Source organism: Microbacterium sp. cf046, assembly GCF_900114345.1.
GTDB lineage: Bacteria > Actinomycetota > Actinomycetes > Actinomycetales > Microbacteriaceae > Microbacterium.
Window position 1 is genome coordinate 1,139,436 of record NZ_FOZJ01000001.1, and the last position, 20,632, is coordinate 1,160,067.

The 20,632-nt window shown below is 70.0% G+C and carries 14 protein-coding genes and 1 tRNA gene; 10 read left to right on the forward strand and 5 right to left on the reverse strand.

The genetic code is table 11. The features are described 5' to 3' along the window. The first annotated feature begins 9 nt into the window (after window positions 1–9). Genes BM349_RS05220 through BM349_RS05245 form a run of 6 tightly spaced genes read left to right on the forward strand, consistent with a single transcriptional unit; the run spans window position 10 to window position 14,270 of the window. Window positions 10–870, forward strand: coding sequence for a fumarylacetoacetate hydrolase family protein (locus BM349_RS05220; protein WP_091703952.1), 861 nt, complete (start codon window positions 10–12; stop codon window positions 868–870). 1 nt (window position 871) lies between these two features. Continuing rightward, window positions 872–1,906: a zinc-dependent alcohol dehydrogenase gene (locus BM349_RS05225; protein WP_091703956.1), complete on the forward strand. Its 1,035-nt coding sequence runs from the start codon at window positions 872–874 to the stop codon at window positions 1,904–1,906. Continuing rightward, on the forward strand, window positions 1,903–2,643 hold the full coding sequence (locus BM349_RS05230; RefSeq protein WP_091703958.1) for an SDR family NAD(P)-dependent oxidoreductase: 741 nt from the start codon (window positions 1,903–1,905) through the stop codon (window positions 2,641–2,643). The genes BM349_RS05225 and BM349_RS05230 overlap by 4 nt, the downstream gene beginning before the upstream one ends. Before the next feature lie 48 nt (window positions 2,644–2,691). Continuing rightward, the gene (locus tag BM349_RS05235) at window positions 2,692–7,710 is read left to right on the forward strand and encodes a hypothetical protein (protein ID WP_091703961.1); all 5,019 of its coding nucleotides are present in this window, start codon (window positions 2,692–2,694) and stop codon (window positions 7,708–7,710) included. A gap of 1 nt (window position 7,711) precedes the next feature. Continuing rightward, window positions 7,712–11,365, forward strand: coding sequence for a fibronectin type III domain-containing protein (locus BM349_RS05240; RefSeq protein ID WP_091703964.1), 3,654 nt, complete (start codon window positions 7,712–7,714; stop codon window positions 11,363–11,365). Window positions 11,366–11,378: 13 nt separating this feature from the next. Continuing rightward, window positions 11,379–14,270, forward strand: a complete 2,892-nt coding sequence (locus tag BM349_RS05245) for a phospholipase D-like domain-containing protein (protein ID WP_091703967.1) — start codon at window positions 11,379–11,381, stop codon at window positions 14,268–14,270. Window positions 14,271–14,397: 127 nt separating this feature from the next. On the opposite strand, the gene BM349_RS05250 is transcribed toward BM349_RS05245, so the two are convergent. Together BM349_RS05250 and BM349_RS05255 are read right to left on the reverse strand one after the other, a co-directional pair. Further along, entirely contained in the window at window positions 14,398–14,625 is a 228-nt protein-coding gene (locus BM349_RS05250) for a hypothetical protein (RefSeq protein ID WP_091703970.1), read from the reverse strand. A gap of 82 nt (window positions 14,626–14,707) precedes the next feature. Beyond that, window positions 14,708–15,367, reverse strand: coding sequence for a GntR family transcriptional regulator (locus tag BM349_RS05255; RefSeq protein WP_091703973.1), 660 nt, complete (start codon window positions 15,365–15,367; stop codon window positions 14,708–14,710). Window positions 15,368–15,518: 151 nt separating this feature from the next. On the opposite strand from BM349_RS05255, the gene BM349_RS05260 reads away from it, so the two are divergent. Next, window positions 15,519–16,220 (forward strand): alpha/beta fold hydrolase, encoded by a 702-nt coding sequence (locus BM349_RS05260; RefSeq protein WP_091703976.1) that lies wholly within the window; start codon window positions 15,519–15,521, stop codon window positions 16,218–16,220. Window positions 16,221–16,242: 22 nt separating this feature from the next. Here the strand turns inward: BM349_RS05260 and BM349_RS05265 are convergent, their stop codons facing one another. Beyond that, on the reverse strand, window positions 16,243–16,755 hold the full coding sequence (locus BM349_RS05265; RefSeq protein WP_091703980.1) for a DUF4188 domain-containing protein: 513 nt from the start codon (window positions 16,753–16,755) through the stop codon (window positions 16,243–16,245). A 76-nt stretch (window positions 16,756–16,831) separates the two neighbouring features. On the opposite strand from BM349_RS05265, the gene BM349_RS05270 reads away from it, so the two are divergent. Continuing rightward, window positions 16,832–17,461: a MerR family transcriptional regulator gene (locus BM349_RS05270; RefSeq protein WP_091703983.1), complete on the forward strand. Its 630-nt coding sequence runs from the start codon at window positions 16,832–16,834 to the stop codon at window positions 17,459–17,461. A 64-nt stretch (window positions 17,462–17,525) separates the two neighbouring features. On the opposite strand, the gene BM349_RS18720 is transcribed toward BM349_RS05270, so the two are convergent. After that, window positions 17,526–17,601 (reverse strand) — tRNA-Met (locus BM349_RS18720). A gap of 58 nt (window positions 17,602–17,659) precedes the next feature. Continuing rightward, window positions 17,660–18,676 (reverse strand): helix-turn-helix transcriptional regulator, encoded by a 1,017-nt coding sequence (locus BM349_RS05275; RefSeq protein ID WP_091703986.1) that lies wholly within the window; start codon window positions 18,674–18,676, stop codon window positions 17,660–17,662. 61 nt (window positions 18,677–18,737) lie between these two features. On the opposite strand from BM349_RS05275, the gene BM349_RS05280 reads away from it, so the two are divergent. Beyond that, window positions 18,738–19,775, forward strand: coding sequence for an ATP-binding cassette domain-containing protein (locus BM349_RS05280; RefSeq protein ID WP_091703988.1), 1,038 nt, complete (start codon window positions 18,738–18,740; stop codon window positions 19,773–19,775). Further along, on the forward strand, window positions 19,772–20,575 hold the full coding sequence (locus BM349_RS05285) for an ABC transporter permease (RefSeq protein WP_091703992.1): 804 nt from the start codon (window positions 19,772–19,774) through the stop codon (window positions 20,573–20,575). The genes BM349_RS05280 and BM349_RS05285 overlap by 4 nt, the downstream gene beginning before the upstream one ends. The last annotated feature ends 57 nt before the right edge of the window (window positions 20,576–20,632 follow it).

Below are 20,632 nucleotides of genomic sequence, written 5' to 3' on the forward strand. Positions count from 1 at the left end.
GAGCACCACGTGTACCTCATGCGCATCGGCACGCCCGGAGCCGAGAAGCCGGTCGTCCGCCTCGACGACGACACCTACGTCGACGTCTCCGACGTGACCCGCGACTTCGACGAGCAGTTCTTCGGCTCGGGCGGTCCGGCCTCCTTGCGGGCGGTGGTCGACGAGCGGGTCGCGTCGGGGCACGTCGCCCGGTTCGAGGGCGAGCGCATCGGCGCTCCGATCGCGCGCCCGCACCAGATCCTCTGCATCGGCCTGAACTATCGCGACCATGCCGCCGAGACCGGGCAGGCGGTGCCCGACGAGCCCATCGTCTTCAACAAGGCGCCGAACACGCTGATCGGGCCGAACGATGATGTGCGCATCCCGCGCGGCTCGACGAAACCCGACTGGGAGGTCGAGCTCGGGATCGTCATCGGTTCGCGTGCGAGCTATCTCGAGTCGCCCGAGGAGGCGGCATCCGTGATCGCGGGCTACACGCTCGTCAACGACGTGAGCGAGCGCGCCTTCCAGATCGAGCGCGGCGGTCAGTGGGTCAAGGGCAAGTCGGCAGAGACCTTCAACCCGGCAGGACCCTGGCTCGTGACCCCGGATGAGCTGGATGACGTGGACGACCTGGGCATGTGGCTCGATGTCAACGGCGTGCGCCGTCAGACCGGAAGCACCTCGACGATGGTCTTCAACAGCCGGTTCATCGTGCAGTACCTCTCGCAGTTCATGGTGCTGGAGCCGGGCGACCTGATCAACACCGGCACCCCGCCCGGGGTGGGAATGGGCTTCCGGCCGCCGGTCTGGCTGCAGCCCGGCGACGTGATGGAGCTGGGCATCGACGGCCTCGGCGTACAGCGCCAGCACGTGATCGGACCGCGGTGACATGCGCGCCTTCGTGATCACCGCTCCCGGGCAGGCCGGGGTGCAGGACGTCGAACCGCCGATCGCGGCACCGGGCGAGGTCGTCGTCGACGTGGAGCGCGCCGGCGTCTGCGGGACCGATGTGGAGTTCTACACCGGCGAGATGGCGTACCTGCACCAGCGTCACGCGCACTTCCCGATGCGCATCGGCCACGAGTGGATGGGGACGGTGACAGCGGTCGGTGACGGCGTCGACCCCGGGTGGATCGGGCATCGCGTGACCGGCGACACGATGCTCGGCTGCGGGAAGTGCCGGCGCTGCCTCGCCGGTCACCAGCACGTCTGCGAGTTCCGGCAGGAGGTCGGCATCCGAGGCGGCCGGGCCGGCGCGCTCGCCGAGCAGGTCGCTGTGCCCGCGACATCCCTGCACCGCTTCCCGGACGACATGGATGCCGCGCTCGGCGCGCTGGTCGAACCGGCGGGCAACGCCCTGCGATCGGTTCAGGGCGCCGCCCTGAAGCCGGGCGATCGGGCGCTGATCCTCGGGCCGGGGGCGATCGGCCTGCTGTGTGCGATGTTCGCGCGCGCTGCCGGAGCCGAGGTGCACCTGCTGGGTCGGTCGCAGCGCTCGATCTCCTTCGCGAAGACCCTCGGATTCCAGGACGTCTGGGCCGAGGATGCGCTCCCGGACCTGCCCTTCGACGCCGTGATCGACGCATCCAACTCGCCCGCGCTTCCCGCCAAGGCGCTCGAGGTCGTCGAGCCGGCCGGCCGCGTGGTCTACGTGGGACTGGCCGGCACCCCGAGCCTGATCGACACGCGCGACCTTGCGCTGAAAGACGTCACAGCGGTCGGCATCCTGAGCGCGTCGCCCGGCCTCGCCGGCGCGATCGAGGCATTCGCCTCAGGGGATGTCGACCCGCGCCCCCTCGTCGCCGCGACCATCGGACTCGAGGATCTCGCCGGCGTCCTGGCGGGCGCGCGTCCGCATGGTGCCGGTGACGGACCCAAGATCCACATCGACCCCCGCATCCTTGCCGCAGGAGGCACGCCATGACCGACTTCACCGGGCTCGTCGCCCTCATCACCGGCGGCGCGAGCGGCATCGGAGCCGCCACCGCAGCCGAACTGGTCTCGCGCGGCGCGCGTGTGGCGGTGCTCGATCGCGACACCGCGAACGCCGCAGCCGATGTGCTCGCGATCACGTGCGATGTCACCGACCCGGCGCAGGTGCGAAGTGCGGTGGCGCAGGTGGCCGACGAGCTCGGCGGCATCGACGTCGTCGTCAACAACGCCGGCATCGGGGCATCCGGCACCGTCGCCGACAACGACGACGACGAATGGGCGCACGTGCTGGACGTGAACGTCATCGCGATGGCCCGCGTCGCCCGCGAGGCGCTGCCGCACCTCGAGCGGTCCTCGCACGCCGCGATCGTCAACGTCTCGAGCGCGGTGGCGTACGTCGGCGTTCCGAACCGCGCGCTGTACGGAGCAAGCAAGGGCGCGATCGTCGGGCTCACCCTCGCGATGGCAGCCGACCACGTGCGTGCCGGCATCCGCGTCAACGCGGTTGCACCCGGCACCGCGGACACGCCGTGGGTCGGCCGTCTCCTCGACCAGGCGGACGACCCGGATGCCGCCGCCGAGGCGCTCCGCGGGCGCCAGCCGATCGGCCGGCTGGTCCGGCCGGGCGAGGTCGCGAAGGCGATCGCCTACCTCGCGTCTCCGCTCTCCGGGTCAACCACCGGCACGATCCTGCGGGTCGACGGCGGCATGTCGAGCCTGCGCGTCTAGCCCACGGCCGACCTTCGGGGCGGCCGGCCGCGGGTCTACGATGTGCCCATGGCGGCGTACTTCGTCCCCGCTCTCGATCTTCTCCCCTACTGGCCGCATGACCTGCTGGCCCCGAGTGACGTGCCCATGCTCGGTCGGCTCGGCCAGTACGCGGGCGTCACCGAGTTCGAACTCGTCGAGTACGAGGGCGAACTCGGCGTCGTGGGGACCCTGGCACTGTGGGACGAACTGACGCTCGACCTCCCGCTCGTGGACGGACTGCAGCTCGTCCTCGGCCAGCCCGGGCCCCACCTGACGGCACTGCCGTTCGAGCTGAGCTTCGGCGCGCCGACCACCGAGGTGACCGGCGGGCCGGCCGAAGTCGCACTCGACAAGTTCCTGAAAGGTCGCCAGGGTCCGTACGAACTCGTGCTTCCCGCAGTCGACATCGGACTTCGATTCGACCCTGAGCACTTGCGGCCGATGCGTCCGAAGGATGCGGGAGATCTGCGCAAGGGGTTCGAGATCGACCCGACCCGGACCGCGACGCAGCTCAACTTCCGGGGTGCGGTCGCGATCAACACCGACACCGGCATCCGGATGGAGGCGCCTGGCGACCTCGACCTGCCGTACTGCCAGATCGGGTCGACGGGGATCGTCATCACGGCGCAGGACCTCGTGATGAGGTTCTCGGACGACCAGCCGTTCCCGGAGGGGATCGACCCGGAGGCGTTCGACCTCGATCCGGACTGGAAGGGCGTCTTCCTCGGGCGCGTCCAGGTGTTCAACCTCAACACGCTCGTGGAATGGCTTCCCGAGCGACTCGACCTCGAGAAGTGGTTCATCGGCCGTGGCGGCGTGACCGGCAAGGCCACCGCGATCCTCGACCTCGCGCCCGACATGTCGGCCCAGGACTTCGCCGTACGCTCGTTCCGGTTCGCGTTCCAGCAGAACGCACTCCTGGAGGGGCTCATCCAGCTCGCGGTCAAGCTGCCCTATTTCGACGACAAGGTCGCCTACCTCGACCTCGCCATCACCAACGAGCCGACGCTCGACTTCCCGGAGTCCATGGGATTCATGGGTGCGATCGCCGGGGTGCAGCCGCCGGGCGGGAGCGAGGCGCCTCGACAGGACGAACTGATCGCGCTTCCGGCCGATCCGATTCTGCGGGTGGGTGTCACCAGACTCGGCGTCCGCGCCAAGCCGGATCGGGGTCGCGTCCGCAACGACGAACCTCCCGAAACCCGCTTCTGGGACCTCCTGATCGATGGCCGCGTGGAGATCGGACCCGCTTCGACCGTGGCCGCTTCGCTGTTCGGCGGTGAGTTCACGGAGCTGATCCTCCAGGTGTCGCCGCGATTCGACTTCGTCCTGCCGAGCGGCCTCTGGCTCGCCATGAACGAGGCGGCCCGTACGAAGCTCGCTGCGTTCCCCGTCACGATCTCGCGGGTCGGGTTCGGGTCGCAGGACGCCGAGAAGTGGGTCGGGCTGGATGCCGCCGTGGACTTCGGCAAGGGCATCGGACCCGCCGCCTCGGTCAAGGGACTGCGTGTCTTCTACGGCGGTCCGCCGGGGACGCACATCTCCTTCGAGGGCATCGGCCTCAAGCTCGATCGAGCGGGCTTCGCCTTCGAGGGCTTCGTCTCCATGGTGACCGGCGCGGATCCGGGAGGCATCGCCGATCCCGGGGATCGCATCTTCCGCGGGGATGTGAAGCTCGCCGTCGCCGCCGGCGTCGGCGTGACGCTCGAAGGCTCGGTCCTGTTCGGGACCAAGGCGGGCACCCGCTTCGGTTACGTCGCCCTCGATGCGGAGTTCGGCAGCGGGATCCCGGTCTTCTCGTCGGTCTCGTGGTTCGGCGCGGCGCTGCTCGCCGGGGTCAACGTCACCCCTGACAAGTCTCTGACCGGCGACCAGGGCGACGACTTCAACTGGTATCAGCACTGGTACGCCCCTTCGCCGGGGCCGCACTCGGTCATCAACGCCCGCAAGTGGGTCCCCGCTGAGGATGGCTGGGCGGCGGGCGCCGGAGTCACCCTCGGATCCAGTGACGGCAAAGCATGGAGCCTGAGGGCGCTCCTGGCGGTCGTCGCTCCCGGACCGGTCATCATCGTCGAGGGGCGCCTCCGTGTCCTGCAGACGCGCGAACCGCATTCCGGTCCGCCCCGTTCGACCACCATCCGGGGTCTCATGGTGCTCGACTTCGATCAGGGCGACTTCCTGCTGGCGCTCGAAGTGGACTACAAGCTTCCCGAGTCCGGTCTGCTGATGGATGTGCACGCGGCGGGCGAGGTGTTCTACGGACACCGCCCCGGCGACTGGCACCTCGCGATCGGCTGGCCCGAGCCGATCAGCCGTCGGGTGCGCGCGAAAGCGCTGAAGCTGCTCGAGTGGGATGCATACCTCGTGATCACCGGGCGCGACCTGGAACTCGCGGAGCGGACCTTCCCCGGCACGGCGCTCGCGGTCGGCTACCGCACCGGCATCGACAAGCGCGGCAAGTGGGGACCGATCAAGGGAGTGCTGGCCGTCTGGATCGCCGGCGACGTGGCGATCTCGTTCCGGCCGTTCTACATCCTCGCCGAGCTCTCCCTGCACGGAGAGGCGAGCATCAAGGTCTTCGGGATCGGATTCGAGCTGATGCTCGACGCGCTGCTCGCGCTCGAGGCGCCGGTCGACGGCGACGACGAATACTTCGGTGGAAAGGTGCGGATCAAGCTCGGCCTGCCGTGGCCGCTCCCGGACATCAAGAAGGACATCCCGTTCGAGTGGGGCGACGCGAGCGGGATGCCGCCGCCGATCACACCGCTCGTCGACGGCGCGAGCGTGAGCCCGGGCTACAGCATCGTCGGCGAACGGCTCTACGAACGGGAGACCGGAGCCGTCTCCGGCATCTCGATGCCTCTCGACGGCCGGGTGTCGATCGCCTTTCAGCGTCCGATGCGGTCGACCTGGGCGGGAGCGCCGACTCCTGTCGATGTGGCGCGCCCTGACCGGGTGGGCGATCTCTACTACCGATACACACTGCTCGACGTCCGCGTTCAGGTGACGCCGTCGGCGGGCTCGCCGCACGACGCGACCGAGGACCTCTTCGGGCAGTGGACCCTCGGGCCGGGCGACGTCGACGGACCGCAGGCCGAGAGCCTCGTGCTGTGGGGGCTGACGCCGTTCCCCGCGGCGGGCAATCTCGCCTGGCCGGGTCGCACCGAACGCCGCTCTTGGGCCGACCTGCTGTTCGAGACGTACACCCGCTGGCCATGCGGCACCCTGCCGCCCGTCGAGCGGTGCGTCGACTTCGGCATCCCGCCGCTCGGGGTGTACGACCCGGAGCTGCGATACCGGCCGGAGCCCGCGTTCGGCGCGGTCGTCTTCCGCGCCTGGCCGGGTGTCGATGACCAGGAGGACGGTCTGCGAGGTGAGCGGGTCCAGGTGCCGCTCGCGATCATCGGTGCCGGGGGCGGGGCGCCGGGTCAGGCCCTGAGGCTGGCGCGCACCACATTCCTGGGCGGCGAGGACGGCGGCGACGGTGCACAGGCGACGCTGGGCCCGGTGGACGGCGTGACCGTCGCCGGGGCGAGCATCGACCTGCCCCCGAGCGTGCGGGCCCATGGCCGGATCGAACACAACAAGGATCTGACGTTCCTCATCGTGATCGGGCTCCGCGGCGACGAGGTCGTGGCCAGCGCGATCGCCGACGGCCCGGACTTCGAGATCACCTCGGACGCCAAGCCGTTCACCCGGGTCATCCTGCGACTCCAGCCCCGCGGCGGTCCGAGCCGAAAGGGCGAGGACTTCCACACCCTGACGAAGTTCTGCTACACGACCGCGGCTGCGCTCGCGAATGACGCCGAGGTGCACGCGCAGCGATCCCGGTGGCAGCACGTCATGGGACCGCTGACGATCGACCAGCCAGAAACGGACGCCGCGCCGTTCGGAACGCACCTTGTCCACGAGCCGCACGCGGCATATCGCATCGAACTCGACATCCGCACCGAGAGCGCCGCGGCACTCGATGACCCGTGGACCGACCTCGGCGTCGCCACCGAAGCACTGACCGTGTCAACTGCCGGGGCGCCGGCGGACCTGTCACCGTACGTCCACTCCGTGGCTCCCGGCGACGGCGCCCGGCCCTTCTACGCCGACTACGACCTGCGCATCCTCTACAACCAGCCCTACGTCGAGGCCATGTACCTGCGTGCCGGCGGCCGGCTCACCGCCGACCTGTTCACCTCCGGCGGCCAGCACGTCGAGCCGGAGATCACGCGCGGGCGCACGCTGACACCGGCGATCACTGGCGAGGTCGGCATCCTGATCGACCGACTCGACGCGTCGGAATGCATCGTGGTCGACCTCGACACGATCGCCGGCTACGACGTGACCACCTACCGCACGCGCCTGGCGACGGCGACGGCCTACGAGGTCCGTGTCAGCGGAGGCGGCCTGCCCGACCCGGTGCACCGGTGGAGCTTCGTCACCAGCCGCTATCGCACGTTCGCCGAGCACATCGCCGACGCGCGTGCGACGCCCTGGCACGAGCGGCTCGCGGCGGGCATCGACTGGGCAGCGGTGGCAGCCGGGCTCGCGCCTGCCGTCGACCGCGGGCTCGAGGACCAGGCGTGGCGGAGCATCTGGCAGGGTGCCTTCGGGTTTCCCATCCGCACCCTCCCGACTCGCCCGGACATCACCGTCCTGTGGACGGAGGGCGCCGCCTTCGAGGCCCGCGCGCTCGCGATCGCGAGTCCCGAGCCCCTGTTCGCGGACGAGCGGACGATGCTCGTGCTCACGCGCAAGAAGACCACGATGGTGCTCACTCCGGCAGGCCCGCAGCCGACGGTCGCATGGGTGGAGGTGCCCCATCGCCTGGTGCGCTCGCTCGACGGGACCAGGGCGCTGCTGGTCGGGACCGACCTGGCCGGGCAGCCTGTTCCCCTCACCGCCGGCGCCTGCCGGCTGACGGCGACCTATCGCCTGGCAGGCATCCCCGGTCTGCCGGACCTCAGCCGGCAGGGCGACGACGCGGATGAGACGGCGACCTGGGCCTTCACGCTGCCCGACACGCCGTCCCCGATCGTGGATCCGGAGGCGTGACATGGCGGATCTGCTGCTCCAGGACCCCAGGCTGACGCTGATCGGCGCCGGCTTCCTCGGCGACTCCGAGGCGCAGGACGGTGTTCACCTGCGCTGGTCGTTCGACCCCGACCTCGGGTTCCCTGCCGAAGGCTTCCGGCTGTGGGTGCGCGACGCGTCCCGCGAGGACTCCCGCAAGGTGTCGTTCACGAAGCTCGCCACGCAGCTCGAGCAGCATCCTGCCGCGGCCGGGATCGCCACCGGGGTGACCGTGCACCGCATGGACGGCGGCAGGATCGCCGCCGGACGCCGCTGCGACCAGATCGGCCTGGCGCTCGGTTCGGCGCCGCTGGTCCTGCGGTTCCGGCCGGGCTTCGGCGCCGCTCCGGAGCCGGTGAGGTCGGTGACCGTCTTCGGACTGAGCCAGCGCGGAGCGGTTTCGGTCCGCGCGCGGCACGCCGGCCGGGTCGCCGACTGCGCCGCGGTCGGCGCCGCACCGTGCCTCCGCGACCTCACCGGCGGAGCGATCGCCGAGGAGCTGACCGCACTCACCGGGGCAGACATGATGCTCGCCGGGCGCGACCTGCGCACGCGGCGCTCGGGTGACGGCGTCGCGGCGGCCGTGCGCGAGGACCGCGCCAGTGCATTGGAGCGGCTGCGGGATGTCGGCTTCGCGGCCGCCGCTGCGTCGTGCACGCCGTTCCAGCTCACCGTGCGGGCGGACGCGATCGACGAGGTCCTGGTGTCGGGCTGCGACGCGATCCTCGTCGGCGCGCTGTGGAGTCCGATCGCGCCGGATGACGCCGAGCGCGGCTGGACGCCGCTCGCCGGCCCAATCTGCCTTCCTGTCGATGACACGCCCGGCTCCCCATGTACCGCCGGCGCGAGCGGGCGCGCCGTCGCGAGCGCCCGACTGCCGGATGCCGCCGACCTGCCCCCCGGTGCGCCGACGCGGGCCGAACTCGACGCGCGCCTCCTGGGCGCCGACTTCGACGAGCTCTCCACGTCGCTCGAGAAGGTCCTCAGCGGCGGGGGCCAGTTCGTGACCCGTCTCGCCGCCGATGACATCGACGACGGAACGACCTGGCGCTACGACGTCGTGCGCGACGCCGTCACGGCGGCAGCAGACCCGTACTTCGCGCGCATCCTGGGCCTGTACTGGGTCCACCATCCCATCGACGCCACCGCTCGCCATGACTACCGCGTCGAGGCCACATGGCCGATCGACGGCGAGAAGAAGAGCCTGTCCTGGATCATCTACGATCGGGGACTCGAGGCGCAGCCACCCCTGCCTCCGCCGACCGCCACCGCCGCGACGCCGAGGATCGGCGCCGCGCACGTCATGGCCGACGGCATCCTGAATCCGTTCGAGATGGACGTGACGGTGGATTGGCGGCGCCCCTCGGTCTGCGAGCTGGCCGACCCGGTGCGCAGCCCGATCGCCTACCTGATCGAACGCACCGCCGCCGACGATCCCGCCACGGGGCCGTACCGGCTCGTCACCCGCCGCACGTTCGAGGCCGGCGGGGTGCCGGAAGTCGTACCGGTCGTCATCGCGGACCCGGACGACGGCGCGCCCAGATTCTCGGAGGGGTATTTCGTCGACCGCGGACCCGGGTACGGCACGTTCCACTATCGCGTCCTCGGTCGTGACATCTTCGGGCGCACGAGCGGCCCGTCGGCGGCGGCATCCGTCCTCGTCACCGATCAGGTGGCTCCCGGCCCGCCGCTGAATCTCGCCGCCGAATACGTGGACCCCGCAGACCCGGACCGCGCGGGCAGCGAGATGCTGGCCTGGGCGAACCGCGATGCGACGGTGGGCGCCCAGCAGCGGGCCGCCATCGTGGTCCGTTGGGTGTGGCCGGAGGCGCGCCGGATGCAGTTCCCGGACCTCGACGAGTTCCGGCTGTACTTCCGGCCGGGCTCACTGAATCACGTGCTCGGGCGCATCACCGACGTCGCGGAGGTCGCACCGGGGGAGTACACCGTGCGGACGGACATCGCGCCGATCGGACCGGACTTCCCGGTGCCACAGGCAGGCATCGACCTGGGGGCGCTGCGCAGCGAAGGCGAGGAGTGCACGATCGTCACCGTCACGACGGAGTCGGGACGGCTGGTCTTCCGCGTGCGAGCGAACGCCGCGGCACCGCCACTGATCGGGCCGTGCACGTTCCGGCTCGGCCGAGGCAGGTCCGCGACCGCCACTCAGCAGGCGCGCGCGCCGTATCCGGCGTTCCGCAGCTTCGAGCAGCCCCCGCACTGGGAGGGCTTCATCGTCGGACCGGCGACGCCGCCGCGACCTCTCCGAGTCGGTGCGGACGGGGTGCTGCGAGGCCCGGTTCCCGCCGGCCTGACCCTCGACGACATCCTCGTCGACAGGGTGCTCGAACCCGTCGACGGGCAGGTGCACTGGCACTATCGGATGCTGCTGCGCGGGGTCGAACTCGTTCCGACGCGGGACCGGCCGCGAGCGGTGGGGACGTTCGGGATCGGCTCGGTCGATCTGGTGGGCAACGAGGGGCGGATCGCGCCGCCGGCATCGATCGTCGCGCTGCACAGGGTGCCCCCGCCTGTGCCGGTGATCGTGTACCCGCCGGTGAACTTCGCGACGCGCGCCGACTACCACGGCGCGTCGTGGTTCACGCTCGAGTGGACCGGCGTGCCCGACGTCGGGTATCAGGTCTTTCGCGCGGGGGATCTCGATCTGCTGGCCGCCGCGGGCATCGAAGTCGCCGACCACCGTGCCGCCACCGACGACGAGCAGCGGCTTCAGCTGCAGCAGCTGGCGCTCGATCCGGCGAACATCGAGGCCTTCCGACTGGTGACGGCCGCACCGCTGCTCGGCACGGGCGGCCCGATGCAGCATCGCGACGCCCTGCCGGGTTCGTTGCGGAACCGCTTCGTCTACCGCATCCGCTCGATCGACCAGGCCGGCAATTTGGCGCCGTGGCCGCCGGCCACCGCCGCCACGTGCGTCGTCGTCGATCTGCCCGGTGTGCCGCCCGCGCCGCCCGCATGGGCGGAGGTCGCCTATCCGCCGTCCGGCGGCGTCACGCTGCGATGGACGCCGAACGCCTCCGTCGACATCCGCGGCTACCGGCTGTACCGCGCAGACGAGGCCGACGCCGCAGATGATGTGCGCTCGATGTCGCCGCTGTTCACCGCCGCCCAGGACGAGGGCGGCGGGACGGTGGTCGGCACGATGGTGGATCGGGATGCCGCGGGCGCGATCGTCTCTGTGACCGAGCTCGCCCCGGGCGATCGGCGCCCGGGTCGCCTCCTCCAGCACGTCGACACGACCGCCCGACCCGGCCGTCCGCTCTACTATCGGCTGGTCGCGGAGGATGCCGCCGGCAATCGGTCGGCGGCATCCGAGCGACTCGTCGTGCAGCTGCCCACGCTCGTGCCGCCCGCGCCGCCGGCGTGGGCGGCCCCGACCGTCACCGCAGGATCGATCGGGCTGCGCTGGTCGGCTGAGGAGGGGGTTGACTCCCTCGTCCTGCGCCGTGCGGACGGCGGCCTCTGGCGTGCACTGCGCCCGTGGGCCCCGCCCGGGGCGGACGCGTTCGACGACACGGACGTGGCGGCCGGCACGCTGTACGAGTATCGGGTCCGCATCCGCGACCGCGTGGGCCACATCGTCGACGGTCCTGTCCTGCCCGTGACGGCGATCTGAGGGAGCGGAGACTGTGGCGGAGTTCAGCGGCAACGTGCACGACCTCGAACTGGCGATGCCGTTCCCCGCCCCGGTCGTCGGCGGTGGCCCGTACTTCGTCGCGGGGAGGAAATTCGGCACCGACGGCAGCGATCTGCTGGACGTGTGGATCGATGATGCCGAGCAGAACACGTTCGATCCGCCCGACGGGCCACCCGCTGACCTGCACATCCGCACGCTGATCGCCTGCACGCACGGGTGGCTGAGCTTCGTGGCCGCGGGCCAGCCGGTGCCGGGGCTGGTCAGGCGCGACGGTTCGCCGCTCATCGTCGCCGACGCGACGCTCGTGCTGGAGGTCTGGTCCACACTGCGCGGCAGCCTCGACCGGATGGCCGAGGACGGCAGCTACTTCGTCGAGCTGACCGCGACCGGACGCGGCGGCCGCCCGGCACTCGGCCACCTGCTGTACGAGAACGTCGACCTGCAGACGCTCGATACGGCGATCGAGGCGCTGATCGCGGAGTCGCGCCCCGACCCGTTCTTCAGCGCGGCGGACCGCGCGGCGATGGTGCAGTCGTTCCGGGCAGGCGAGATCCGCATCCTCGCGCGCGCGGGCCGCATCCTGGGCGAGGCCGCGGCCGGTGATCCCGGCCCGGTGCCGGTGCCGACCGGTGCCGGTGTCTCGTGGCGCCGTGCCACCTTCCGGGCGGCCGATCGACTGGGCCAGCTCTACGATCCCGGATTCCTGTTCCGCCGCATCCAGGACCTCGCCGACATCGTGGAGGTGCCCCTGCTCGTAGAAAAGTCGCTGATTCCGTCGCGCGCGGCGGTGAAGGATCATTCGCTGCCGCAGATCACCGAACGCCGGCTGATCCTCGATTGGCGGGACGAGTTCGGCCGGCCGGTGCCGAACGCCCGCTTCGCACTGCCCCCGGCGACCGGAGGCGCGACGGACTTCGTGACGACCGACGCCGCGGGTCTCTGGCTCGGTCCGGCGCTGGCCGGCGGCGCCGATCCGCGCGCGATCAGCGGACTCGTCCTCATCCCGGAGGCGCCGGGCATCCGACTGGGCACGCTGCCGGACTCGCCAGGGTCTGCCGCATCCCTCGAGCGGGAGCAGATGGCCGATGACTACCTGATCGTCTCCGCCATCGACCTCGAGCAGTGGTTCCCTGCCCGCATCCCGCCGTCGAGCCCGTCTGTCGAGCCGCTGCGGCGCTTCAGCGAAGGCAATCGCGTGACCGCGCTGATCGACGGGCGGCGCACGTACTCGATGATCTCTCGCGCGCTGCGCCGGACGTTCCGCGACGACGACTTCACCGGCGTCGCCGAAGGAGGCATCCCCGGGCAGGAAGGTCCGGCGCTGGCCGACACGGACGGAAACCGCATCTACGTGGCGGGGTGGAAGCTCTCACCTGAACTGTGGCTGCCCGACTTCGGGCCAGGGGCCGATCCGGTGCCCGATTACGACGCGCAGGCCGTGATGACCGCGGGAGCGTTCGATCCGCGGGGACACCTGATGGGGATGCTGCGCGCAGCGATCGCGGCAGGGGTCGACGTCCGCGCCCTGCTGTGGCGCCAGCAGCAGGAGACACCGGACCACCACTCCGACAACACCGCGGCCGTGCTCTTCGTGAACCGCGAGGAAGCCGGGCTGCGCGGCCAGGCGATCCTCGACGCCGTCGGCCGGACCGTCGGCTCACATCACCAGAAGACCCTCGTCGTCCAGAACGCAGATGGCCGGCTCGCCTTCGTCGGCGGGATCGATCTCGCGCTCGGACGCTGGGACACGCAGGAGCACATCCCGGGCGACGAGCGAGCCCGCGGCGGGCGGGACCCGGTAGGCGAGGGCTGGCACGACACGCACGTGATGATCGAGGGACCGGCCGTCGAGGATGTGGAGACGAACTTCCGGCAGCGCTGGAATGCGCATCCCGATGCGGCGATCGGCGGCCGCACGACCGTGCCGGCGCGGTCGCCGGCTGAAGTGCTCGATCCGATCCCAGAGGCGAGTCATTTCGTGCAGATCAACCGGACGGTGCCGCCCGGCGTGCCGCACTTCTCGTTCGCGGATCCGGTGCGGGGCGATCCGGGTGCCCGCCTGGCCCGGGTGAATGCCATTCGGCGCGCGCGGCGGTTCGTCTACATCGAAGAGCAGTACCTGACGATGTTCGATCAGCAGGACTACGACGCACTCCTGGCCAGCCCGAATCCGCTCGACTTCGTGCCGGGGGACCCCGACACCGTCGCAGCGGCACTGCGAGCCCGGCTCGTCGGGCCGGATCCGATCGACTTCGCAGCGATCCTCATCCCGCGGGAACTCGGCGAAGACCCGCGCTTCGCGGACGGCGTGCTCTATGAGTTGCGCAAGCGGTTCATCAGGTTCCTCACGCACGGCCTGAGCGACCAGCTCGTACGAGACCGCCTCCTGGTCTTCCACCTGCGCAACTCGACCGGGCAGTTTCCGTACGTGCACGCCAAGAACATGGTCGTGGACGACATCTGGGCGAGCATCGGGTCCAGCAACACCGGCTACCGCAGCCTCACGTATGACACCGAGCTCAACTGCGATGTCGTCGACGGGCAGATCGTGCGTGGGGTCCGTCGCTACGCCCGCAACCTGCGCGTCGAGCAGTGGCGTGAGCACCTTCGGCTCGGGCCCGGCGGAGGACCGATCGTGCTGGACCCGCGCCGCGGCTTCGAACTGCTCCGTGCAGCCGCGGAGGGCGGTCTCGCCCGCCCGCACGGCCTCGCGCCGTATGACCCGGCATACATCGGAGAGGATCTCACCCTGCCGGGAGCACCGCCGCGCTACGACCCCGCCAATCCCAACCACGAGATCGTCCGCACGCACCTCATCGACCCCGACGCGCGCCGGCCCGATGACCCGCTCCTGGACTACTTCGCGTTGATCGGCTTGATCTGACTCAGCCCCGAAGGGCCGCAGGTGCGCGAGATCGCCACCCGGCGTTGCCGGATACAGCCTCAGCTGCGGCTCCGCCACGGATCGATCGACCACGTCGGCATCCGTCCTCGTGGTCGTCGGGTGCGATTCAATCGGACTCGTCGTTGGCCGCAGCCTCGATCCAGTCGACGGCTTCGTCCGAGAGGAAGAAGCCGTCCGGTCCTGTTTCGCCGATCCACCGCGCGCTCGAGGTCACGGTCCCGCCGGCCGCCACGATTCTGCTCAGCACGTCCGGCGCGACCGCTTCGCCGTTGTGGGCGATGAGCCACGCCTTCGCATCGGAGTCCAGCCTCGGCCACCACTCGATGATCTCCATGCGGCCACCATGGCACTGCATGAACCCGCCCGGAAGCGGGTGCTCGGGGTCGAAAGCACGGGATACATCCCGCGCGAGGAGGCTATTCGGAAGCGGTGACGTCCTCGAATGACAGGCTGTGCCAGATGTCGAAGGTGACATCCGAGGCCTGCACCGCGTCGCCGCTGACAAGCAGCTCGATCAACTGCTCGTGCTTGGCGAAGGAGTTCTGCCCGTGCGCCGCGAAGCGAGCACGCTCCGCACGCCTCACCACGGGTCCGAAGTGATCGAGCACCGAGGCGATCGCTTGATTTCCCAGCGCCGCCACCGGGACTCCATGGAGCTCTTCGTCGGCGTCGAGCGCGGCGGCGGTGTCGCCGGCGCGCAGCGCCGTGGCGAACCGGTGATTGGCGTCCCGCATTCGTGCCACATCGGCCTCACTGAGGTTGCCGGTCACCTCGCGCACAGCCAGGAAGTGCATTGCAGCGACGACATCCAGCGCGTCGCGAACCGCCTTCGGATCGATGGCGCTCACCGTCGTGGAGCGCCCGGGTACCGAAACCACCAGGCCGCTCGTGCCGAGGCGAAGCAGCGCTTCGCGCACCGGGGTGCGACTGACCCCGAGCCACTCGGCGAGCTCGCCGTCCTTCAGCTGCTCGCCGGGCAGGAACGTCCCGTCGACGATGGCATCGCGCAGCCGTCGGAACACATCGTCGCGAAGCAGCGAGCGGTCAACGCCCGGGACACTCTGAGGAATCGGCATGCAATATATTGGCCCACACTTCGCGGCTCCACGCAAATTTCAGTGATTGAGGACGCCTGCAACATGCAATATATTACACATTGCAGGTGTTCTCCTGCTGTGAATCACTACCCGCCCGGCTCCGGCGGAGCCGATCCATGAAAGGAATGTCATGACCACCACCGAACGGAAGATCAAGAACGTCGTCCTCGTGCACGGGGCTTTCGCGGATGGGTCCGGATGGCGCGGCGTCTACGACGCCCTGACTGCTCGCGGCTATCGGGTCTCGATCGTGCAGAATCCGCTCACCTCCCTCGAGGCGGACGTCGCGGCCACCAACCGCGTGCTCGACCTCCAGGACGGCCCGGCGATCCTCGTCGGACACTCGTGGGGTGGCACCGTCATCACCGAAGCGGGCGTCCACCCCAAGGTCGCGGGCCTCGTCTACGTCTCCGCGCTCGCGCCGGACGCGGGAGAGACGACCGCCCAGCAGTACGAGGGATTCGCACCCACTCCCGAGTTCGTGATCGACGTCGGCGAAGACGGCTACGGCTACCTCCGCCGTGACGCGTTCCACGGGGGATTCGCCGCTGACCTCAGCGATGCCGACGCCGCCTTCCTCGCCGACAGCCAGATTCCCATCGACATGGCGGTGTTCGGCGCTGCTGTCACGGTCGCCGCATGGCGCGACAAGCCCACTTGGGCCGTGATCGCCACCGAGGACAAGGCATTCGACCAGGCGATGCTGCAGCACATGGCCACGCGAGCCGGAGCGGACATCACCAACATCCCGAGCAGCCACGCCGTGTTCATCGCGCACGCCGACGCGGTCGCCGACGTCATCGTCACGGCCTCGGAGAGCTCCGCGCCCTGAACGGGCCCGTTGCCCGGCGGGGTCAGCCCGGCGACGAGGGGATCGGTGTCGACGCGGAAGTGCGTCCGTCGGCGAATCGCGCCTGTGCTCGATCGTGGTTGCGGGTGATCGGGACCATCCTGGTGGCCTTCGGCAGGCCCATCGGCTTGGTCGAGACGTAGATGCTCTCTGCGCGCTCGACCTGAAAGGTCTCGTGCCAGATGCCGACCGCGCCCGGTGCGCTGCGAGCCGCCTTGTTGAAGCGCGACCACGCCGGGCGGTGTTCCGCTGTCGGTTCCGACGCGTAGGCGTAGAGCTTCTCGATCGAGGACCAGTACTGCACGACGTACGGCCCACCCGCTCCCATGAGCAGCTCGTATCCGAGGAACCCCGATTCGGGATCCTGGCTGAGCTCGCGGAGCATTCGCGGCATCGCGAGGAATGCCGGCATCCAGAGGTCGGGTCGCCACCAGCGGTTGATCTGCATGCCGATGTGGAAGACGACGAGTTCGCCGTCGTACGCGTGCGTGTTCCGGCCTGCCACGACTCTGCTCATCGGTTCCTCATCCGCCACTGTTGGATAGCTTCACTATCTATATTGGATAGCACTACTATCTATGTCAAGGGGGTTCATGAGGATTTCGGAGTTGTCCGCCCGCAGCGGTGTCGCGGTGCCGACCATCAAGTACTACCTCCGCGAGGGGCTGGTGCCGGAGGGCGAGCGTCGCTCGGCGACCTCGGCTGAATACGAAACCATCCACCTCGAGCGTTTGAGGCTCATCCGGGCGCTCGTGGACTCTGGAGTCAGCATCGCCGCGACTCGGAACGTGCTGGCTGCCCTGGATGACCCGCCCCCGAATGCGCATCGTCTGCTCGGACTCGCCCATGCCGCGATCACGGCCGCTGCCGACGTCGAGATCGACGTCTCCGCCGCGGAGGAGCTTGCGACCGGATTGGGCTGGCAGCCTGGAATGTGCGATGACCGGGTCCTCACCGAGGTCGCACGTGCGCTCGCGGCGATCGAACGCGCCGGATTCGAAGTGCCCGCTGATGTCATGCCCGTCTACCTTCGCTCCATCAGGGCGATGGCCGACGCCGAGATCGCGAACGTGCCGACCGAGTCCGTCGAAGCGGCGGTGCGCTACGTCGTGCTCGGATCCGTCATCGTCGAGCCGCTTCTGCTGGCGCTGCGCAGAGTTGCGCAGCAGGTCGCTTCGGCGGAGCGCTTCGGCGGGTCGGAAGCGAGCCCGCCCCCGGAATGACGGCATCCGAGCGTCAGCGCGGCGCGAGATCCCCGGCGAACACCGGAATCTCGCCCTGCGGAAGTGGACGCGACGGCGGGAGTCGAACCCGCACCGCTTCCAGGTATGAACTGGAGCCCGGGACCGCCCGGATCGCCGCGATGAGCCGACTGTAACCCCGCTGCGCAGGACACGCCAGGAGCGTGAACCGGGGTTTCGCTATGAGTCTTCGGATGACGCGGCACCGACGCGCGGTACGGCGAACGGCGGCGCAGCATCCAGTGCCCGCAGCATCCGTTCCAGCGTCTCCCGCAACTCGCCGCGGGCGGGTTCGGCCAGATCGGTCGTGTACTCGACGCCTGCGGGCACCCAGGACATGCCGTACATGGTCTCGCGGAAGTCCTGGCCGCCGACCGGCCACCTCGTGCGCCCGGCATCCTCCGCGGTCGCGCCCTGGCCCCATTGGCCGAACGCCTCCTGCATCTGCGCCAGCGGAAGCTCCATCACGAGGTCGGTCTCCACGGCGGTCCTCACCCACGAGCGGGCCACCAGGATGAACTCCTCGACCTGCTCGGGGGTGAGGGGCCGCGGCTCGAACAGCACACGGGTGTGCTCGATCGCGCTGACGCGGTCGACGCGGAAGGTGCGCCACTCCGCACGCTCGATGTCCCAGCACAGCAGGTACCAGTGCCGGTCCGCGGGTGCGAGCGTGTACGGCTCCACGCGCCGGCGCGACACCTCCCCGGACGCGGCCGTGTATGTGAAGCGCACGCGCTCGTGGTCGCGGCAGGCGAGCGCGAGCTCGCCGAGGACCTCGGTCGAGACCGCCTCGCCGGTGCGGATGCCGGCAGGCTGCACGGCATCGGCGAGCGCGGTGACGCGGCGACGCAGGGGAGCGGGCAGCACCTGCTCGAGCTTCGCGAGCGCCGTGAGCGTGGTCTCGGGCCCGCCGACGAGCCGCTGCGCCGCTGCGACCCGAAGGCCGATCGCCATCGCGACTGCTTCCTCGTCGGTCAGCAGCAGCGGCGGTACGGCGCTGCCCGCCTCCAGCCGGTAGCCGCCGGCGACTCCGGGCGTGGACTCGATGCGGTACCCGAGTTCGCGCAGTCGCTCGACGTCGCGCCGCACGGTCCTCTCCGTCACGCCGAGTCGCTCGGCCAGTTCGGTGCCGGGCCAGTGCCGATGGGTCTGCAGCAGGTTCAGCAGTGAGAGCGCGCGAGTCGTCGTATCTGACATGAATCAAGATTGCCTCAGATCGAGGACGGAATCTGTCCGCGATGATTTCTACCCTCGAATCATGGCGAACGAACCGATCATCCAGGCGCAAGGCTTGACCAAGCGCTTCACCGTGAAGAAGAAGACCGTCGAAGCCGTGACCGACCTGACATTCGACGTCGGGCGCGGCGACCTCGTCGCCTTCCTCGGCCCCAACGGGGCGGGCAAGTCGACGAGTCTGCGCATGCTCACCACCCTCATTCCCCCCACCGCCGGCACCGCTCGAGTGGTGGGCTTCGACATCCTGAAGCGCCCGGCCGACGTGCGGGCCCGCATCGGCTACGTCGGGCAGCTGACCAGCGGCAGCTTCGCACAGCGCGTACGCGACGAGCTGCTCAGCCAGGGCGCGTTCTACGGGATGCCGCGCACCGCGGCCGCGAAGCGCGCGGACGAGCTGATCGAATCGCTGGACCTCGGCAGCTTCTCCACCCGCACGGTGCAGCAGCTCAGCGGCGGGCAGAAGCGGCGGCTCGACATCGCGCTCGGACTCATGCACGCGCCGCCGCTGCTGTTCCTCGACGAGCCGTCGACCGGGCTGGACCCCCAGAGCCGGGCGAATCTGTGGCAGCACATCCTCGATCTGCGCGAGCAGCACGGCACGACCGTGTTCCTGACGACCCACTACCTCGAGGAGGCCGACCGCTACGCCGAGCGGGTCATGGTCATGGACAAGGGCCGCGTGATCGCCGACGACACCGCGGCGCGACTCAAGGCCGAGCTGGCCGGGGACGTGCTCACGTTCGGCTTCGCGACCGAGGCGGATGCCGAGCACGCGGTCGCGGTCGTCCAGCGCCTCACCGATCGCGTCGTGAGACGCGAGGGCACGGACTCCGTGGTCGTCACCGCCCCCGACGGCGACTCGCTCCTTCCCGACGCGGTGCGCGCGCTGGATGCCGCCGGCATCCGCGTCGCCCGGGCCACCGGCGTACCGCCCACCCTCGATGACGTCTTCCTCGCGCTCACTGGCCGCACGCTTCGAGAGGCCGGCGAGGGCGAGCCCGTCGAAGAGCCCGAGACACCCGAATCCGCACAGTCCGCGACGACAGGAGCACAGCGATGACCAGCCACATCGAAACGGATCAGAGTCGTCACGACACGGCAGTCCGGGCGAACACCACGCGCGACACGTGGAACGTCCTCACCCGGGAGCTGAAGCCGGTCGTGCGCGACCCGTTCACGCTGATCTTCAGCCTCGTCCAGCCGCTCGTCTTCCTCGGGCTGTTCGCGCCGCTGCTGATCGGCTCGTCCGGGCAGCCCGTCGGAGAGACGCTGCAGTGGTTCGTGCCGGGCGTGCTCGTCATGATCGTGCTCTTCGGCACCGGGGCGACCGGATCGAACCTGCAGTACGAGATGATGACCGGGTCGCACGAGCGCACGCTCGTCGCGCCGCTGTCACGGTCGTCGCTGCTCGTGGGTCGAGCCCTCAAGGAGATCGCTCCGATCGTGGTGCAGGCGCTGCTGATCGTGCTGATCGCGTGGCCGTTCGGCTTCACGATCAACGTCCCCGGCCTCGTGATCGGACTCGCGCTGCTCGCCGTGTTCGGCGTCGGACTCGGATCCCTCTCGTACACGCTCGCGCTGAAGACGAAGGACCGCGAGTGGCTGTTCTGGGGCGTGCAGCAGACGCTGATCTTCCCCCTGCTGATCCTCTCCGGGATGCTGCTTCCGCTCGACCAGGGCCCGGCCTGGATGCAGGCCGTCTCGACCGTGAACCCCGTCAACTGGGTGGTCCAGGCCGAGCGGGCGCTGCTCGCAGGAGACCTCGGTGCGATCACGGTGCTGTGGGGCTGGATCGCCGCGCTCGTCCTGGCCGCACTCGGTCTGTGGGCGGGGGTGCGCGCCATCCGCAAGAGCAGCTGATCCCGGCGGCCGCGAGGTCGCCCGCGTCGGGCCCCGAGGTCCGTCGAGAACGCGTCT

What these genes read in the sequence shown, in the direction of transcription:
- BM349_RS05225 (WP_091703956.1), top strand. Translation starts at nt 872, where the DNA reads ATGCGCGCCTTCGTGATCACCGCTCCCGGGCAGGCCGGGGTGCAGGAC.
- BM349_RS05230 (WP_091703958.1), top strand. Translation starts at nt 1,903, where the DNA reads ATGACCGACTTCACCGGGCTCGTCGCCCTCATCACCGGCGGCGCGAGC.
- BM349_RS05235 (WP_091703961.1), top strand. Translation starts at nt 2,692, where the DNA reads ATGGCGGCGTACTTCGTCCCCGCTCTCGATCTTCTCCCCTACTGGCCG.
- BM349_RS05240 (WP_091703964.1), top strand. Translation starts at nt 7,712, where the DNA reads ATGGCGGATCTGCTGCTCCAGGACCCCAGGCTGACGCTGATCGGCGCC.
- BM349_RS05250 (WP_091703970.1), bottom strand. Translation starts at nt 14,625, where the DNA reads ATGGAGATCATCGAGTGGTGGCCGAGGCTGGACTCCGATGCGAAGGCG.
- BM349_RS05255 (WP_091703973.1), bottom strand. Translation starts at nt 15,367, where the DNA reads ATGCCGATTCCTCAGAGTGTCCCGGGCGTTGACCGCTCGCTGCTTCGC.
- BM349_RS05260 (WP_091703976.1), top strand. Translation starts at nt 15,519, where the DNA reads ATGACCACCACCGAACGGAAGATCAAGAACGTCGTCCTCGTGCACGGG.
- BM349_RS05265 (WP_091703980.1), bottom strand. Translation starts at nt 16,755, where the DNA reads ATGAGCAGAGTCGTGGCAGGCCGGAACACGCACGCGTACGACGGCGAA.
- BM349_RS05270 (WP_091703983.1), top strand. Translation starts at nt 16,832, where the DNA reads ATGAGGATTTCGGAGTTGTCCGCCCGCAGCGGTGTCGCGGTGCCGACC.
- BM349_RS05275 (WP_091703986.1), bottom strand. Translation starts at nt 18,676, where the DNA reads ATGTCAGATACGACGACTCGCGCGCTCTCACTGCTGAACCTGCTGCAG.
- BM349_RS05280 (WP_091703988.1), top strand. Translation starts at nt 18,738, where the DNA reads ATGGCGAACGAACCGATCATCCAGGCGCAAGGCTTGACCAAGCGCTTC.
- BM349_RS05285 (WP_091703992.1), top strand. Translation starts at nt 19,772, where the DNA reads ATGACCAGCCACATCGAAACGGATCAGAGTCGTCACGACACGGCAGTC.